The organism is Nodularia sp. UHCC 0506 (genome assembly GCF_034931045.1).
Lineage (GTDB): Bacteria > Cyanobacteriota > Cyanobacteriia > Cyanobacteriales > Nostocaceae > Nodularia.
In genome coordinates this window covers 53,980-68,678 of the sequence record NZ_JAYGHH010000002.1, presented here as the reverse complement: position 1 = coordinate 68,678, position 14,699 = coordinate 53,980, and the positions used below count along the sequence as shown (strand labels likewise).

Genomic DNA, 14,699 nt, shown 5'->3' with positions numbered 1-14,699 from the left:
GTGTACTAGACCCAATGAGACTGTTGAAAAACAACAAAAGAACCGAACTGGTTGCCGAAAATAGGATTTCAAAAACCAATCTGATGTTTTTTCATGGTGCTAATTTGACTAATTTAACAGTAACTTAAGTCCAGCACACAGACCATTGGCTCTAGCCCATCAGTAGCAAAAGTATTGCTAATTTACGTATTACTGAGGTTATATTGTTGCTAATAAGCGCTTAGAGATAATCTTCAGCAATATAGACAGTGTTTTAATTAACTAAGTAAATACCCGGCTCAATTTTTTACACAAGTTTGAGGTTGTAGATTATATCTCTCGTGAATTTCAGCAAAACTACTGCTTAGACAACACCATAAGAGTGAATCTTCACCAAAGATAGTTAACTGATAGCCGCAACCTCCAGTCTGAGTTAAACCATAACTCGATATATAAGGCTAAGGTGCGGGCAATTTTACGAGTCTCCATCCCGCAGACCCAGACGTTATCCTCTTGTTTGTTGTGGGATAAGCAAAGTCACCTGTTGAGATGCAATCTCTCCTGAGATGAGGACTTTTTCAAGCCTCTGCTGCTAGACATGGGCTTTCTGACTTCATCAGCACCGGAAAGTTGTCTAGTGTTATTTAGTGATAAATGATCACCATGCACTATTTTGATGGACAGATACCATGATTTACAGTTAAATTCCAAAAATATGGTTCATCCCAGCACAATAACTCTTTTGAATTCAATGGTAGATAGCAAATAGTTTGCTTACTAATTTTTAGGTTACTATAATTTTTGCAAAAAAAATAAAAAAATATGTAAATATCATAATGAATAAGTAAAGAAAATGTGAATAAAAATTAATGGGATTTTTTTATTTCTTTCCGGAAACTACACTTGGGGAAGAGTTACCGTGCTTACACTGTATGCAGAAATAAATCAATAAATATTACCTGATGTTAATACTGACTATTAAGATTCAATTATGTATAACAGTTATAAATTAATCTTAAAATTCTTGGCTTCTGGTTATGAGTATTATTAGCAGTTTAGTGAATCCAGACGGCAATTAGTTAAACTTAACAAATTGGCAAGCTGTCCGTGCTTTACTGCAAGAAAGAGGAATTCATTCAAAACAATTGTGACCATATTTAATTTACTAGTTGAAGAAATAGGCGATCGCGTCGCCCACAGATCCGGCGATCGCTTCGCTCACACCTCCGGTGAACGCCTAGACCGCTACCTTTCACAGAAATTACCTAATTTATCTCGTTCTCGCATCCAGCAATTAATTGAACAGGGAAATGTTCATCTGAATGGGCAAATCTGCACAACTAAAAAAATCAATGTCAAAGTAGGCGATCGCATTACCTTAGAAATTCCAGAAGTTCAACCCCTGGAAGTCCAAGCCGAAGATATTCCTCTAGATATTCTCTATGAAGACGACCAATTATTGATTCTCAATAAACCTGCTGGTTTAGTCGTTCATCCCGCACCCGGTCATCCCGATGGGACTTTGGTAAATGCTTTGTTAGCACATTGTCCCAATCTCCCAGGAATTGGCGGCGTGCAGCGTCCAGGAATTGTGCATCGATTGGATAAAGATACAACAGGGGCGATCGCGATCGCTAAAACTGATATTGCCTATCACAGCCTCCAAGCCCAACTCCAAGCAAAAACCGCAAGGCGAGAATATTTAGGTGTAATTTACGGTGCGCCCAAAACCGAAAATGGCATGATAGATTTCCCCATTGGTCGTCATCCCCAAGATCGCAAAAAAATGGCAGTCGTCCCTACAGACAAAGGCGGACGTAATGCGGTAACTCATTGGCAAATTCTAGAAAGGCTAGGAAACCAGACATTAGTTCTCTTTCAATTAGAAACAGGACGCACCCATCAAATTCGTGTCCACAGCGCCAAAATCGGTCATCCTATCGTCGGTGATCCAATTTATAGTTCTGGTCATTCCGTGGGTGTCAACTTGCGAGGTCAAGCACTACACGCTTGGCGATTAAAGTTACAACATCCAGTTTCTGGGGATTTGATCGAAGTGACAGCACCCCCTCCTAAAACATTCACAACTTTGTTAGAAATTCTCCGGCGACGAGTTGCTGGCTAAGGTTACGAACAGATAGGACTCCTATTTGAATTTTGATAGCTTGCGTGGCGTAAGCCATATAAAACTCCCTATTGCCTATTGCCTATTCCCTGTTCCCTATTCTCTAATATTGAGATTTGTAAAGTTTTTTTCGCTTTTTTACTGTGGAAAGAAGAATTAAAACTGCTTCTAGCAATATAAGTAAATACTATTTTTAACATCTGTTAATAAAAACAGTACAGCCGAAAAATACTCATAAAAACTGTAATGTCTTGCATTTTCAGGACTTTTAGGAAAATAAATAAATTATAAAATTTATAATTTTTTCGGATATATTCATGAAACGTGAAGTAATGTTACTGGTTTTTGCAGTAATTCTCAGTCAAAGTCCTTGTATGTAAAGGATTTGAGGTGGTTCTTATTCCTGCAACTTATTTATTCATAATTTGTAACAAATAAAGGATCTATACCATTGTATAAACATAAGCTGAAGGGGTTAAATGACAGACAGAAGTCAAACAAGGCATCCATTTAATCAAGTTTGCCTATTTCTCATATAATTACTTCAGATTCTCATAATTGCTTGTTAATCTGGTAAAAAGGAATTACGAGACTAACCTGAGAAGCGGTTTGATCCCCAGTCTGTTTTTAACCATTCCAAATGGAATTAGTCGCTGTCGATACTACAGAGACTCAAAACGCCTAAGTCGAATCTATAAGACCTGAAGCAATTCAGGCCAGAATCAGGGCAGTAGGAATTGCGTGACTTCTGGTCATGCGAAGTTCAAAAAACATTACCAGTTTTAATCTAGACATCTCACAAATTAGGAGATTAAAGTCCATGACATTAGATGTATTCACCAAGGTAGTTTCTCAAGCTGACTCCAGAGGCGAATTTTTAAGCAACGAGCAACTAGACGCTTTAACCAACGTTGTTAGAGAAGGCAACAAGCGTTTAGATGTTGTTAACCGGATTACCAGCAACGCTTCAGCTATTGTTACCAACGCAGCTCGTTCTTTGTTTGAAGAGCAACCTCAATTGATTGCTCCTGGTGGTAACGCTTACACAAACCGTCGTATGGCTGCTTGTTTGCGCGACATGGAAATCATCTTGCGTTACGTTACCTACGCTATTTTGGCTGGTGATGCTAGTGTTCTAGATGATCGCTGCTTGAACGGCTTACGCGAAACCTACCAAGCTCTAGGAACTCCTGGATCTTCTGTAGCTGTTGGTGTTCAAAAAATGAAAGACGCTGCTGTTGGCCTAGCTAACGATCCTAACGGTATCACCAAGGGTGATTGCAGCCAATTGATGTCTGAAGTAGCTAGTTACTTTGATCGTGCTGCTGCTGCTGTTGCTTAATATCAACTCACAAAGTCCAGTACCTAAATATTTAGGTAATTAGACCAAAAATTTACGAAATACCAAGGAGATTTTAGAAAATGGTTAAAACACCAATTACCGAAGCGATCGCATCTGCTGATACCCAAGGACGTTTCTTAGGCAACACCGAACTGCAAGCAGTTAACGGTCGTTATGTCCGTGCTGTTGCCAGCATGGAAGCTGCTCGTGCTTTGACATCCAATGCACAAAAATTGATTGACGGTGCAACCCAAGCTGTATACCAAAAATTCCCATACACCACCCAAACCCCAGGCCCTCAGTATGCTGCTGACAGCCGTGGTAAGTCCAAGTGCGCTCGTGACGTTGGTCACTACCTACGCATCGTTACCTATAGCTTAGTTGCTGGTGGTACTGGTCCTTTGGATGAATTCTTGATTGCTGGTTTGGCTGAAATCAACAGCTCTTTTGACTTGTCTCCTAGCTGGTACATCGAAGCTATCAAATACATGAAAGCTAATCATGGTTTGAGTGGACAAGCTGCTAACGAAGCCAACACCTACTTCGACTACGCTATCAACGCTCTTAGCTAAATAGTATCTTGCCCGGATCAGGATGCAAGTGTTGGATGGAGTTAATCAACCCTTTGGGGTTCACCAGTCGCTCGTTTTGTCAAACAAAAAGACCGTTCTGGCTCATCTAGCAGTTGAATCTCGCTCCGGGCAAACTTTTATGTAGCAAAGCAATAAAAGTTTGAGTTAAGTCAGCACTCGGTACAAATAGCCGAAATGCAAATAAATAGGTGAAAAATCATGGCAATTACAACAGCAGCATCTAGGCTTGGAACAGAGCCTTTTAGCGATGCACGTCGAGTTGAACTGCGCCCCAACGCCAGTAAAGATGAAGCAGAGCTTGTAATCCGTGCCGCTTATCGGCAAGTTTTGGGTAACGACTATTTAATGGCATCGGAACGTCTAGTCAGCGCCGAATCACTCCTGCGGGATGGCAATTTATCAGTGCGGGAGTTTGTCCGGAGCATTGCTAAGTCGGAACTTTACAAAAACAAGTTTTTTTACAACAGTTTTCAAACTCGCTTGATTGAACTCAACTACAAGCATCTTTTGGGACGCGCTCCCTACGATGAATCGGAAGTTGTGTACCACTTAGATTTGTACCAGAACAAAGGGTACGACGCGGAAATTGATTCTTATATTGATTCTCCAGAGTACCAAAATAACTTCGGCGACAATATTGTTCCCTATTATCGTGGTTTTGATAACCAACTAGGGCAAAAAACTGTCGGCTTTACCCGGATGTTCCGGTTATACCGGGGTTATGCCAATAGCGATCGCACCCAGGTAGAAGGTACTAAATCCCGTTTAGCGCAGGATTTAGCAAGTAATAAATCTTCTTCTATTGTCGGCCCATCAGGAAGCAACGATAACTGGAATTTCCGTGCTTCAGCAGATGTGGCTCCCAAGAAGAATTTAGGAAATGCTGTGGGTGTAGGCGATCGCGTGTACCGCATCGAAGTTACAGCAATCCGTGGTTCAGGCTATCCCAGTGTAAGACGGAGTAGCACAGCATTTATCGTACCTTACGAGCGACTCTCTGACAAGATCCAGCAAATTCATAAGCAGGGTGGCAAAATCGTCAGCATCACGTCAGCTTAAGGTAGCGTTACTCAACCTCATCAATACAGGAGATAAGAAGTAATGTTCGGTCAAACCACACTTGGGGCTGGTAGCGTTTCTTCATCTGCAAGCCGAGTATTTCGTTATGAAGTCGTAGGCTTGCGCCAAAATGCAGAAACTGATAAAAATCAATTCGATATTCGTCGTAGTGGTAGTGTGTTCATCACAGTACCATACAGCCGGATGAACGAAGAAATGCAACGAATTAACCGCTTAGGTGGCAAAATCATCAACATATCACCATTGAGCGCTGACGAGAACTAATTTCTTGGCATGAACGAACCCAGTGCGTCAGAATATTCAGCAGAAAATGCGCCCCAGTTGACACCAGAGTTAGCACTCGCCAACCTGCAATCATCAGATTTAAGTCTCCGCTACTACGCAGCTTGGTGGCTGGGCAAATTTCGAGTTTGCCATCCAGATGTTGTAGATGCCTTAATTGCAGCGTTAGAGGATGAAGCCGACAGAACAGAAATGGGAGGTTATCCACTGCGGCGCAATGCTGCCAGAGCATTGGGGAAATTAGGTGATGCCAAAGCTATACCAGGCTTAATTAAGTGCTTGGAATGCCATGATTTTTATGTGCGCGAAGCAGCAGCCCAGTCTTTGCAAAAGTTACGGGATAAAACTGCCGCCCCAGCCCTCATAAAAATGTTAGATGGGGGTGTTGCCCAGGCCGTGCAAGTACCAGGCCGCCCCCATCTCACCCAGCCCTATGAAGCGGTAATAGAAGCCTTGGGAGCTATTGGTGCAACTGAGGCTATTTCTTTGATTTCGCCGTTCTTAGAGCATGAAATCCCAGGGGTACAGTGTGCCGCCGCTAGAGCAATGTACCAACTAACACAAGACCCTGTTTATGGGGATAGGTTAGTGAAAACTTTGTCCAGCAGTGACCTGAAATTGCGCCGCTTGGTTTTAGCGGATTTGGGTGCAATTGGATACATGGCAGCAGCAGAGGCGATCGCGATCGCTCAAGTAGAAAGTAGCTTCAAACTCATTGCCCTCAAAGGATTACTAGAACATCAACTCACCCCAGAGTTAGATGTTTTGTCTGTTTCTGACAATGCTATCCAGGTGATGAATTTGATGGATTCACTTTTGTAATAATTCGTAATTCGTAATTCGTAATTCGTAATTCGTAATTCGTAATTCGTAATTCGTAATTCGTAATTCGTAATTCCTAATTCGTAACTACGTACTATGAATTATCAATCATGAATGGAGCGCAGGATTTGACTGATGAATTAATTCGTGCCGTCGCCCAGGCAGATACACCAGCCAACATGGTAACGGCAGTACAAAACTTGGCAGCAGCAAAAGATATCGCCGCTATTCCCACGTTAATTGCGGTGTTTGGTTATAACAACCCATCCGCAGCGACGGTGGCGGCGGCGGCCTTGACCGAAATGGGAGAAATAGCAGTACCACAATTGCTATCCCAGATAGACGATTATAACTATGGCGCACGGGCTTATTCGATTCGTACTTTAGCAGCGATCGCAGACCCCCGTGCTATAGACGTTTTAATCACAGCCGCAGCCACAGACTTTGCTCCCAGTGTCCGCCGTGCTGCTGCCAAGGGATTGGGAAATTTAAACTGGCATAAACTCGACTCTGCCGACAGGGAAACAGCGCTGAACAAAGCATTGGAAACCCTGCTGTTTATTTCCCAAGACTCAGAATGGTCAATCCGTTATGCTGCTGTTGTAGGTTTACAAGCCTTGGCTAAAATACCCGATTTACAGCAACCCATTCAGACGAGATTTGACCAAATGTTAGCCACTGATGACGAAAAAGCAATTCGCGCGCGTGTGCAGTTAGCTGTTTAAATCAGTGAACAGTTATCAGTTAGTAAGGGACTTCCAAATAAAAAAATACTCAACCACTAAACGCCAAAAACCTCTCAAACCCTCTTAACTCCGTGTCCTCTGCGCCTCTGTGGTTCGTTTATTAGGATAATTTATTTCTTGCAAGTCCCTAACTTTGAATTTCTGCGATCGCTGATTTCCGACTTAAATATCATAAAACAAGGAAAAAGTAAATATGTCAATACCATTACTGAATTATTCATATACCACGCAAAATCAGCGTGTTGAAGGTTACGAAGTACCCAACGAAGATACGCCCACCATGTATCGGTTAGCGGCTGCTACCTCAGATACAGATATTGATGCCATTATCTGGGCGGCATATCGGCAAATTTTTAGCGAACACTTAATCATTGCCAGCAATCGCCAAAAATTTCTGGAATCTCAACTGCGAAATCGGGCAATTAACGTCCGTGATTTTATCCGGGGATTGGGTAAATCGGAAGTTTACCGCACACAAGTAGCAGATATTAACACCAACTACCGCTTAGTTGATATCACCTTGAAGCGGTTTGTCGGACGCGCCGCCTACAACAAAGACGAAGAAATTGCTTGGTCGATTGTCATTGGTACAAAAGGATTACACGGTTTCATCGATACCTTGTTAGATAGTGAAGAATATCTGCAAAACTTTGGTGATGACATCGTACCGTTCCAACGTCGTCGGTATAAAGACAGACCCTTTAACTTAGTTAATCCTCGCTACGGTTCATACTGGCGCGATCGCATGATGTTGGAATCTATCGGTGGTCGTACCTTCTACAATGCCCGTACCACCGGCTTTGCCAGTAAAGAAGAAATTCGTCGAATTATTCCCGCCAATTTCATGAGCATGGCCGGGCAAATTCTTACCCCAGAACGTAACTACCAACGGACAATAGCTACAGTCACCTCACAAATCAAAGATATCAAAATTCCCGACAACGCCCGCGAAATTGGCACTCCCCAACCAACCATGAAACCTGTAGCAGTTGCCCTACCTTACCGTTACATCCCTGCAAATCCCACAAATTAAGTGCTGAGTGCTGAGTGCTGAGTGCTGAGTAATCAGTGGGTAGGGGCGAGTTTAGAGATATGCTCAATGACTAAGAATAATTTTAATAAACCCGCCCCTAGATCAAGGCTTTCAGCAATCAATAATGTCCTAATCTCCTTAGCAGTTGTTATAGGTCATCAAACTCAAACAACTGATAACTGTTCACTGATAACTGATAACTGAAATGACAATTCCTTTACTAGAATACAAACCCAGTTCCCAAAATCAGCGCGTAGCTGGTTACGAAGTCCCTAACGAAGATACTCCCAGAATTTACCGCATCGAAGACTGTGCCTTTGATAGTGAAGTCCAAGAATTAATTTGGGCAGCCTATCGGCAGCTTTTTAGCGAACACGAAATCCTCAAATTCTATCGCCAGACTAACTTAGAATCTCAGGTCAAGAATCGAGCCATTACCGTGCGCGACTTCATCCGGGGTTTAGCCAAGTCCGAAGCCTTCCGGAATTTAGTAGTGCAAACCAACTCTAACTATCGGTTAGTAGAAATTGCCCTCAAACGGATTTTAGGTCGTGCATCTTACAACAAAGACGAAGAAATTGCTTGGTCAATCAAAATAGCCACCCTTGGCTGGAATGGTTTTGTTGATGCTTTAATCAACTCCCAAGAGTATCAAAGCAACTTTGGCGACAACATCGTTCCCTACCAACGGCGACGCTACAAAGATAGACCCTTTAATTTAGTCACACCCCGCTACGGTAACTACTGGCGCGACAAGTTAGAAGATGCGCGTTATAAAGCAGGTGACATCAAGAACTTCATGGAATTAGCCAACTCCATCGAAATCAAGATGCTGAAATTTACCCCAGTTAACCTAGCCAGCATTGAAATTCCCGACATGGCCAGGGATATCAACCCCCAAGGTATTCCCGTTTCCATCAATTCCAGCGCCAATTTCCCCGTGCGCTAAATTACTTCGGAATTAGCTCTACCTATCAACATAATGGGGGAGAATAAGTAAATCATCAGTGAGGATTTGAAAATTCAAACCTCCTTGATTTTTCCGAGCAGTTTTTTGTTCACATTGTTAATAAAAGGAAGAACGCAGTATGTCTCTGCCATTACTTCAATACAAACCCAGCAGTCAAAATCACCGAGTCGCCAGCTTTGGTGTAGCTGACCAGAATGAAGATACACCATATATCTACCGCATTGAAGATGTCAGTTCTTACACTGATATTCAGAACATCATTTGGGCAGCTTATCGCCAAATTTTCAGTGAACATGAAATCCTCAAGTTCAACCGTCAGAAGACTTTAGAATCTCAACTGAAAACTGGTTCCCTATCTGTGCGGGACTTCATCAGAGGTTTAGCCAAATCTGAAGCCTACTATCGTTTAGTTGTCTCATCTAATAACAACTACCGTTTAGTAGACATCACCCTGAAACGGATTTTAGGCCGTGCGTCTTACAACAAAGACGAGCAAATTGCTTGGTCAATCGTTATTGCAACCAAAGGTTTTGGTGGCTTCGTTGATGCTTTAGTAGACAGCGAAGAGTACACCAATAGTTTTGGTGATAATATCGTACCCTACCAACGCAAACGCATGGAAGGTCGTCCCCACAACTTGGTAACACCTCGTTACGGCGAAGACTTCCGCGAAAAAGTGGGTACAGTTCAAACCGATTGGCGCTTCACCTTGGAGAAGTTCTACACCCGCAAGTTCCAAGAAAAACGCCTCCCCGAAGGCGACCCCCGCAAATATGCGGACATGGCAGCATCTATGAGTGGCAAAGGAAACTACGGTCAAAAACTTTCTGCATTTGATATTGATTATCTCAATGCAGTTCCTTACCGTGGTGGTAGCAGACGCTAGAATTTAAAATCTAACTGTCTCAAATTTTATACTGGGTCTAGTTTTTGCGTTGATGTGACGACGGGTTTGCAGTTTTTCTGTTAGCTAGGCGTTTCGTTAACTGGAAACTAGACCCAGTAGCTTTTAATATGGTGAAGGTCTAAAGGAGTAGTCAAATGCTAAAAGAACTTCATTTAAAGTCTGTTGGACCTGCTTCTCAATTTGATGTTGAATTTGCTGATAGACTCAACATTTTTACTGGGGATAATGGACTAGGTAAAAGTTTTTTACTTGAAGTTGCTTGGTGGGTACTCACTGGAAATTGGGTAGACCAACCCGCTTACCCCCAAAGAAATACAGATGAATTACCAAAAATTATCTCCAAAATTATCACTCTAGATGATGATGAAGAAGGAATAAATTATTCAAGTAAATTTAATTTTACTAAACAGAAATGGCAAGATTTTCAATATGGTGTTCCCTTGTTAAAAGGAGTAATTATTTTTGTTCGCGTTGATGGAAGTTTCTCTATTTTTGATCCTGCTCGCAACGATGAAGATGCGTATGATTTTACCCCAGATACACTTTGGAATGGCTTAAAATTAAAAGGTAAAGTTGTTTGTAATGGTCTAATTCAAGATTGGGTAACATGGCAAAATCAACCACAAAAAACGCCATTTCGACTTTTGTCCGATGTCATTAAACAACTTGCACCTCATCCTGATGAGTGGATAGAAATAGGAGAACCAACGCGAGTATCTGTAGAAGATGTGCGCGACATTCCCACAATTAATCTTCCTTACGGTAATATTCCCATTACCCAAGCATCAGCAGGAATGAAGCGAATTTTGGGACTTGCTTATTTGTTGGTATGGACTTGGTACGAACACGAAAAAGCTTCGGAACTCCGGAGACAAGAACCAATGAATCAAATATTTTTACTAATTGATGAAGTTGAATCTCACCTACATCCACGCTGGCAAAGAGTTATATTACCATCTATTTTATCTGTGCTAAATGAGCTCCAGTCAAATATGAAAGTACAAGTTTTAGCTACAACTCATTCGCCCTTGGTACTTGCTTCCTTAGAACCAATTTTTGATGAAGAACAAGACAAATTATTTTTATTTGAATTGCTAGGCGAAAAAGTTTCCTTGGATGAAATATCTTGGGTTAAACAAGGAGATACAGTTGGATGGCTAACATCAGAAATATTTGGACTCAAACAAGCTCGTTCTCAAGAAGCAGAAACAGCGATTGAAGCCGCAGAAGCATGGATGCGCTATGATGATATGAATAATTTTCCAGAACACTTGAGAAGCCAGCCACAAATTCATCAGGAACTGCAAAAACTTTTACCAGGACACGATCCTTTTTGGCCTCGTTGGATAGTAACAGCAGAAAAAAGAAATGCTGGATCATCCGAGGTATAGTAAATATGTTAAAGTTTAATCCTCCAGCAGAACCACCAGATTTTGATGCCAAAGCACGGCAACTAGGTAATAATTGGTTAGTCAAAAATAAAGATTCTAAAAAAAGACCAAAAGATTATTGGTCAAAATTTAAAATAGATTTAGCCGATGGTTTTGGTAGTCTTTGTGGTTATAGTGCCATGTTTGAACCTGTTGGCACTGTAGATCATTATCTCTCTTGTCAAAATCATCGACATTTGGCTTACGAATGGAGTAATTATCGTTTTGCTTCTGCTTGGATAAATAGTAGCAAAGGGACTGTTGATGATCAAGTGCTTGATCCATTTCTGGTGGAGGATGATTGGTTTGAAATTTTGTTACCTTCCCTCCAGTTAGTCCTAACTGATGCAATTCCACCACAGGAACGTCCAAAAGCCGAATTTACTCTGCAAAGATTACATTTGCGGGATCATGAGCTAGTTATCCGTCTACGTCAACAATGGTATCAGCTTTATCTAGATGGCGAAATTACTCTCACAGGATTAGAAAGTAAAGCTCCCCTCATTGCTCGTGCAATTAAAAAACAGCAGTCTACGCTTTAGAATCAGAATATGATGTTATTTATATTAAGCATATTTAATTTACAATTTCCAAATGTCATAGTATGCTTTGTGAGCTATTGATTTACCTCGCTCTTTAATTTCTTCCTCAGTCCACTGAGTGGCGTTTAACAAATAATCATCAAGCGGATAGTTTTTATTTTTTAAAATTTCAATCTTTTTGATAAAATCAAAATCTCTTAATTGTTCACCATTAGTTACTTTATCTACTAGTATTAAATTTCCTATATTACCAACTATTTCTTCGTCTCCTGTTGATTGTGGTAGTAGGTGTTCAATACTCGCAGAAGTATAATCAACGGGTAGTCCATTGATATTTTGTCCTGTCATATTTTCCAATATATATTGGATAAGTTTTTTATCTCTTTGTTTATTTTTCGTATACACTAAATCCATGAAGTTTACTTCAAATTCATCAAAGCTAGGTAGTTTATCCTTGAGTTTTCTTAATAAATCTGTATTAATTGACTGAATTTTATCTTGGTTATCAGTCTTAGAAAGTTCTTGTGCAAATTTGGCGTAAAGTGGTCCAATGGAACCGGATGATCTTTGAGAAGTTATTGCGTTAAAAATAAAATGAAAACATTCAATTTTCCATAGGATTTTACGTAATACCCTCAATGTTATTTTATTTTCTCTATATGCCCTAATAAGAGATAAAATCATTGGAGTTTGTTGTTTGACATTAAAAAGACGTAATGCTTTTAAAGATTTTTGAATGCTATTTTTTTCTTCAGGACTCCATTGATGACTATCTGGAGATATAATAGAAACATAATAATCTGAGTTTTTTTGAAATTCTAATAATAATAAATGAGACTTAATTTGGGATTCATTTCTACTAGAAGATTCAATGTATTCTTTTATTTCACCAAATAATTGTTTTTGAGTAGTACCACCATATTTAGAAAGCCAATGATGATACAGAAAGCCTGCTACAATATTTTTGTCTAACCCATTATCATCAAATTTTTCTAAGATGCCATTCCACATAACTTTATAAGAATCTAGTGTAATATTGGAAGCTCTTAGCTTTTGTAATAATAAATTTTTTACTAAGTCTGGTGTAGTCAAATCTTTTCCGCGAGTATTGAGAGTTTCAAAAATTAAATAAGCATCATCTTCATTATCTAATTGAATAAATACTAGTTTTAAAGAAAGAATTTTGTTTCTTGTATCTTTTAAAATCTCTATAATTTGATATTTTCGTTCTTGAAAAAGATCACTACAAGAGTCATGACTATCAAATTTAGGGATTTTTGAATAAAGTTGTTTATTGATTAACTCAAATGCTGACTTTAGATTTTGTTCTTCATTACCAACCGTACATTTTATGTCTGCTTTTTTAAAGCTCTGTATATGGTCTTGGAAATAAGGAAAAGATGTTTCAGAATTTATCACATATTCATTTATATTATCTATATTTGCTTTTTCAATATATTGATGTACTCCCCTAGCCAAGTTTTCATCTCCATAATCAAGGAAAGCATTTCTTATAGCAGCAAGCATTAATGTAATAGTTGTTAATCTCTGTTGTCCGTCAACTATTCCATAGTATGGTTTTTCTGTTTGATAAACAACCATTGAGCCTATAAAATAATGTTCATAGTCTCTAATGACGACATCTTCCCAAAAATCTTCAACCTCTTCATCTGTCCATGAATAAGGACGTTGAAATCTGGGAATTTTAAAATATCCTAGAGCAAATATATCTCTAACTTCTTTATCATTAGCTTCAATTTTCATGGTTTTTAATAAATTGTTTTATGGTGTTTGTTATTGAGGGGGGAGATATCAAAAAAACAAACGACAGATAAACTCCCTACTTTCTTTTACAGACGCGAGTTATCGCGTTTTTGCCTACTAATATTTATCATATCTAGATAAATCAGGCATAATTGTATCCTGAAGATTAGCACCTTGGAGGTTAGCACCTTGAATTTTAGCACCCCTCAAATTTGCTCCTTGGAGATTAGCCCCAGCCAAATTTGCTCTTGTAAGGTTAGTCCAAGTTAAGTTAGCACCACTTAAGTTTGCTTCAGTGAAATTAGCTCGGAACAAATATGCACCACTTAGGTGAGCTTGGTTCAAATTCGCTTTGTAAAAATCAGCTTGATAAAGGTAAGCTCCGTTTAATTGCGCCTCGTATAAATTGGCTTCACTTAAGTCAGCACCAATTAAGTTAGCTTCAATCAAATTGGCAAAACTCAAGTTAGCCCTGATTAATTTCGCTGTACTTAAATCAGCCTCTCTCAAGTTAGCGTCTCTCAAGTCAGTTCCAATTAGGTTAGCTTCAACAATAATCGCGCCTTGAAGATTGGTTGTACTCAAGTCAGCACCAATGAGATGGGCGTAACTCAAATTTGCTTGGGTAAGTGTCGCACCACTCAAGTTCGCCACACTCAAATTTGCTTCGCTCAAGTTAGCTTCTATTAACTTGGCTTGGTGCAGGTTTGCGCCACTAAGGTCAGCATTACTAAAGTTGGCTCGCACCAGTAAAGCATGACTTAAATCAACTTTGTTTAAATTCACCCCTTGGAGGTTTGCGCCTCTGAGGTTTTCTCCTTTGAGGTTCGCGGTGCTAATATCTAGTTTCATCTGGGGATTCTGCTGTCTCCACTCTATCCATTGGACTGCACCTGCTTTGAGTAAAGCTAGATGCTCTCGATTTGCCATTTTCTCTCCTTTACTCGTTTCCCCCAGCCTGGGGATTGACGCGACCTGCTACATTTTCAATGGCTGTTAATGCTCCCTCTGCACCTGCGAGAATATCTTGCTCGGCTCCACCTAAGTAAAGCCGTCCAAAACTTCCTACAGCTTGCACTTCCAG

14 protein-coding genes are annotated in these 14,699 nt (G+C 40.2%); 12 read left to right on the top strand and 2 right to left on the bottom strand.

Annotation, left to right across the window (positions count from 1 at the left end; genetic code table 11):
- Positions 1–1,126 precede the first annotated feature (1,126 nt).
- The 12 genes from VB654_RS02025 to VB654_RS01970 all read left to right on the top strand — a co-directional run bounded on the left by VB654_RS02025 (position 1,127) and on the right by VB654_RS01970 (position 11,851).
- Entirely contained in the window at positions 1,127–2,104 is a 978-nt protein-coding gene (locus VB654_RS02025; protein ID WP_416235647.1) for an RluA family pseudouridine synthase, read from the top strand.
- Positions 2,105–2,924: 820 nt separating this feature from the next.
- Positions 2,925–3,446, top strand: coding sequence for a phycocyanin subunit beta (locus tag VB654_RS02020; protein ID WP_323211701.1), 522 nt, complete (start codon positions 2,925–2,927; stop codon positions 3,444–3,446).
- A gap of 80 nt (positions 3,447–3,526) precedes the next feature.
- Positions 3,527–4,018 carry a phycocyanin subunit alpha gene (gene cpcA / locus VB654_RS02015; RefSeq protein WP_323211700.1) on the top strand — a complete coding sequence of 164 codons (492 nt, stop codon included), beginning with the start codon at positions 3,527–3,529 and terminating at the stop codon, positions 4,016–4,018.
- Positions 4,019–4,237: 219 nt separating this feature from the next.
- Positions 4,238–5,098, top strand: a complete 861-nt coding sequence (locus VB654_RS02010) for a phycobilisome linker polypeptide (RefSeq protein ID WP_323211699.1) — start codon at positions 4,238–4,240, stop codon at positions 5,096–5,098.
- Between the two features lie 42 nt (positions 5,099–5,140).
- Positions 5,141–5,383, top strand: coding sequence for a phycobilisome linker polypeptide (locus tag VB654_RS02005; protein WP_323211698.1), 243 nt, complete (start codon positions 5,141–5,143; stop codon positions 5,381–5,383).
- 9 nt (positions 5,384–5,392) lie between these two features.
- Entirely contained in the window at positions 5,393–6,223 is an 831-nt protein-coding gene (locus tag VB654_RS02000) for a HEAT repeat domain-containing protein (RefSeq protein WP_323211697.1), read from the top strand.
- Positions 6,224–6,351: 128 nt separating this feature from the next.
- On the top strand, positions 6,352–6,948 hold the full coding sequence (locus VB654_RS01995; RefSeq protein WP_323211970.1) for a HEAT repeat domain-containing protein: 597 nt from the start codon (positions 6,352–6,354) through the stop codon (positions 6,946–6,948).
- A gap of 214 nt (positions 6,949–7,162) precedes the next feature.
- A complete protein-coding gene (locus VB654_RS01990) occupies positions 7,163–8,002 on the top strand; it encodes a phycobilisome rod-core linker polypeptide (protein ID WP_323211696.1) in 840 nt (279 codons plus the stop codon).
- A 205-nt stretch (positions 8,003–8,207) separates the two neighbouring features.
- Complete coding sequence (locus tag VB654_RS01985) at positions 8,208–8,951, top strand: phycobilisome rod-core linker polypeptide (RefSeq protein ID WP_323211695.1); 744 nt, start codon at positions 8,208–8,210, stop codon at positions 8,949–8,951.
- A gap of 139 nt (positions 8,952–9,090) precedes the next feature.
- Positions 9,091–9,858, top strand: coding sequence for a phycobilisome rod-core linker polypeptide (locus tag VB654_RS01980; RefSeq protein ID WP_323211694.1), 768 nt, complete (start codon positions 9,091–9,093; stop codon positions 9,856–9,858).
- Positions 9,859–10,013: 155 nt separating this feature from the next.
- Entirely contained in the window at positions 10,014–11,270 is a 1,257-nt protein-coding gene (locus VB654_RS01975) for an ATP-binding protein (protein WP_323211693.1), read from the top strand.
- 5 nt (positions 11,271–11,275) lie between these two features.
- The gene (locus VB654_RS01970; RefSeq protein WP_323211692.1) at positions 11,276–11,851 is read left to right on the top strand and encodes a hypothetical protein; all 576 of its coding nucleotides are present in this window, start codon (positions 11,276–11,278) and stop codon (positions 11,849–11,851) included.
- Between the two features lie 39 nt (positions 11,852–11,890).
- Here VB654_RS01970 and VB654_RS01965 read toward each other — a convergent pair whose 3' ends face one another.
- Positions 11,891–13,615, bottom strand: a complete 1,725-nt coding sequence (locus tag VB654_RS01965) for a DUF262 domain-containing HNH endonuclease family protein (RefSeq protein WP_323211691.1) — start codon at positions 13,613–13,615, stop codon at positions 11,891–11,893.
- Between the two features lie 117 nt (positions 13,616–13,732).
- Positions 13,733–14,545: a pentapeptide repeat-containing protein gene (locus VB654_RS01960; RefSeq protein WP_323211690.1), complete on the bottom strand. Its 813-nt coding sequence runs from the start codon at positions 14,543–14,545 to the stop codon at positions 13,733–13,735.
- Between the last annotated feature and the right edge of the window lie 154 nt (positions 14,546–14,699).